The sequence below is a fragment of the Streptomyces phytophilus genome, from assembly GCF_013870535.1.
In the GTDB taxonomy this organism is placed as follows: domain Bacteria; phylum Actinomycetota; class Actinomycetes; order Streptomycetales; family Streptomycetaceae; genus Streptomyces; species Streptomyces phytophilus.
Window position 1 is genome coordinate 1 of record NZ_JACBXC010000659.1, and the last position, 3369, is coordinate 3369.

The 3369-nt window shown below is 74.0% G+C and carries 3 protein-coding genes; 2 read left to right on the plus strand and 1 reads right to left on the minus strand.

All coding sequences use genetic code 11. The features are described from left to right. Together H5J30_RS23065 and H5J30_RS23070 are read left to right on the plus strand one after the other, a co-directional pair. On the plus strand, positions 1 to 1086 hold a 1086-nt coding region (locus H5J30_RS23065), incomplete at its 5' end, for a glucuronyl esterase domain-containing protein (protein WP_181789295.1). A 97-nt stretch (positions 1087 to 1183) separates the two neighbouring features. Further along, positions 1184 to 2467: an FUSC family protein gene (locus H5J30_RS23070; protein ID WP_181789296.1), complete on the plus strand. Its 1284-nt coding sequence runs from the start codon at positions 1184 to 1186 to the stop codon at positions 2465 to 2467. Positions 2468 to 2483: 16 nt separating this feature from the next. On the opposite strand, the gene H5J30_RS23075 is transcribed toward H5J30_RS23070, so the two are convergent. Beyond that, positions 2484 to 3308, minus strand: coding sequence for an LLM class F420-dependent oxidoreductase (locus H5J30_RS23075; RefSeq protein ID WP_181789297.1), 825 nt, complete (start codon positions 3306 to 3308; stop codon positions 2484 to 2486). Positions 3309 to 3369: the final 61 nt, after the last annotated feature.

Below are 3369 nucleotides of genomic sequence, written 5' to 3' on the forward strand. Positions count from 1 at the left end.
CCCTCGGAATCCCTGCTGCCCGACCCCTTCACGAAGCTCGACGGCACCCGCGTCACCACCACGTCCGACTGGCGCTGCCGCCGCGCCGAGATCAGGGAGCTGGCCGAGCGCACCGTCTACGGCCAGAAGCCGGCCAGGCCCGCGAGCGTCACCGGCAGCGTGTCGCAGTCCCAGATCACCGTGAACGTCTCGGACCAGGGCCGCAGCGCGAACTTCTCGGCGCGCGTCGAGCTGCCCGGCGGCACCGGACCGTTCCCCGCGGTCGTCGTCTACGGCGGCTTCGGCGCCGACACCGCCGCCATCAAGGCCGCGGGCGCCGCCGTCGTCAACTTCGACCCGTACGCCGTGGGCCGCGAGGGCACCCCGCGCAACAACAAGCAGGGCGCCTTCTACAGCGTCTACGGCTCCTCCAGCAGCACAGGGCTGCTCATGGCCTGGGCCTGGGGCGTGAGCCGGATCATCGACGTCATCGAGCAGTCCGACGGCAGCGTGCTGCGGGCCGACGCGACCGGCGTCACCGGCTGCTCCCGGTTCGGCAAGGGCGCGTTCGTGGCCGGCGCGTTCGACCAGCGCATCGCGCTGACGATGCCCATCGAGTCGGGCACCGCGGGCGCCCCCGCCCTCCGCAGCGTCGCCCGGGAGAGCGGCGCCCAGCCGCTGAGCAGCGGGTACTCGGAACAGCCGTGGCTGGGCGACGCCTTCGGCTCGTACACCGGCAACCCCGCGCAACTGCCGGTGGACACCCACGAGATGGTCGGCATGATCGCACCCCGCGGGCTGTTCCTCATGGAGAACCCGCACGTCGACTGGCTCGGCGCCCGGTCCGGCAGTGTGGCGGCCCTCGGCGGGGCCGAGGTCTACAAGGCGCTCGGCGCGGGCCAGAACATCAGTTACTGGTCCGATGTGCAGGACGGCACCCACTGCGCCTCCCGGTCCGAGTGGCGCGGCCCGCTGCAGCAGAGCATCGCGACGTTCCTGCGCGGTACGGGCAGCGCCCCCGGCGTGTTCCGGATCTCGCCGAAGAAGCCCGGCAACCTCGCCGAGTGGCGCACCTGGCAGACCCCGGTCCTCACCGCCGGCGGCTGACCCCGCCGGAACCCCCCACGCCACCCCCTCGGCCTACCCGGACCCGAGGGGGTGGCTCCGTACCGCGGGCGGGGGCGCTCTCTGTGAGACGTTGTGCGTGATCACCGGCGCCGCGGCGGACCTCCGCGGCGCTCCGGGCGCGACGCCACCGGGAGCAGCGCTGAAGCCCTACGCAGCCGACGCCGACAGGAACCGCCCGCGCCTGGCCGGTCTCACCGAGCGGCTCCGCGCGCCTGCCGTGGCGCAGACGATGCGCGCCGCGATGGCCGCCACCCTCGCGTACGTCGTCGCCCTCCAGCTCACCAGCGGCGCCAAGCCGCTGACGGCGCCGCTGACCGCGCTGCTCGTCGTCCAGGTGACCTTCTACGCGACGCTCACCACCGGCATCCGGCGTGTCACCGCCGTCGTCGTCGGGGTGCTGATCGCCAGCGGGTTCAGCGCGCTGGTCGGGCTGAGCTGGTGGAGCCTCGGGCTGATCATCCTCAGCTCGCTCATCGCGGGCCGCATCGTGCGGGTGAGCGAGTTCGTGCCCGAGGTCGCGATCAGCGCGATGCTCGTCCTCGGCGTCAGCCACGTGGGCGACACGGCGTTCACGCGGATCCTGGAGACGCTCACCGGCGCCGTGGTGGGCCTCACGTTCAACCTGGTGCTGGCGCCCCCGGTGTGGGTGGAGAGCGCCGGCGACGCCATCGAGGACCTGGCCCGCCGCATGCGCCGGCTGATGCTGCGCAGCGCGGAGCAGCTCACCGAGGTCACCACGCCCTCGGCGGCGGCCGACCGGCTGCACACCGCGCGCGAGCTGGACGACTTCGTCGGCGAGGTCGACACCTCGCTGCGCCGCGCCGAGGACAGCCTGCGGCTCAACCCCCGGGTGAGCGAGGGCCTGATGCACCGGGTCGTGCTGCGCACCGGGCTGGACACGCTGGAGGTCTGCGCGGTGGTGCTGCGCGTCCTCACCCGCGGCCTCGCGGACCTGGCGAAGGCCCGGGGGAAGGGGGAGACCCTCTTCCCCCGCGACGCGGGCGCCGCGCTGCAGGACCTCTTCGGCTACCTCGGCGACGCGCTGGTGAGCTTCGCGCAACTGGTCTCGACGGAGGTCTCGGAGAGCGCCGAGACCGCCGCCGGCCGGCTGGAGGCGGACCTGGTGGCGGCCCATGCCGTACGCGACCGGGTGGAGACCCTGCTGCTGGAGACCGTGGGGCGCGACGAGGAGAACTGGTTCCTCTACGGCGCGCTGCTCGCCGACGTCAACCGCATCCTCGACGAACTCGACACCGAACACCGCTCCGCCCGCCTCCTGGAGGCGCTGGACCGCAACAGCCGCGACTACCGCGAGCACATCCCCCGGCTGTCCCGCCTCGGCGCCTGGCTCACCCGCTGACCGCGCCGGCGCCGCGTCAGCGGTACGCCCCGGCCGCCGCCGCCAGCTCGTCCAGCATCCGCAGCGTCTCCGCCTCCGGCAGCGTCGGCAGGTCCAGCAGCACCCGCTCCAGGCCCAGCTCCGCGTACGCCTGAAGCGCCTGCGGCTCGTGCGACGCGGAGTACGGCACCACCGGCACGTCGCCGGCCACCTCCCGCAGCCGCCGCATCCGCCCGCCCAGCTCCCCGGCCGGCACCCGGCTCGGCAGCCACGCCGTGCCGTACGCCGCGACCCGGGCGAAGGCCGGCTCGCCACCCCCGCCCACGTAGACCGGCGGATGGGGGCGCTGCACCGGCTTGGGCCAGCAGAAGACCGGGTCGAAGTCGACGAACTCGCCGTGGAACTCCGCCTCGTCCTCGGTCCACAGCGCGATCATCGCGCGCATCCGCTCGTCCAGCAGCCGCCCGCGGGTGCCCGGCTCCGTACCGTGGTTGCGCATCTCCTCGCGGTTCCAGCCCGCGCCGACGCCGAAGGCCACCCGGCCGCCCGAGATCAGGTCGAGCGTGGCGACCTCCTTCGCCGTGATGATCGGATCCCGCTCCACGACCAGCGCGATGCCGGTGCCGAGCAGCAGGTCCCGCGTCACCGCCGCGACCGCCGACAGGGCGACGAACGGGTCGAGCGTGCGGTAGTACTTCCGCGGCAGCTCCCCGCCCGCCGGCAGGGGCGAGACCCGCTCGACCGGGATGTGGGTGTGTTCGGCGACGAACAGCGCGTCGAAGCCGCGCTCCTCCAGGGCCCGCCCGAGCACCGCGGGCGCGATGCCCTCGTCGGTCAGGAACGTCGACACCCCGAACTTCACGGGCGGCCACCTCTCGTCGGGTACGCACCGGGCGTACCGCCGGCTACGGCCACGCACGCTC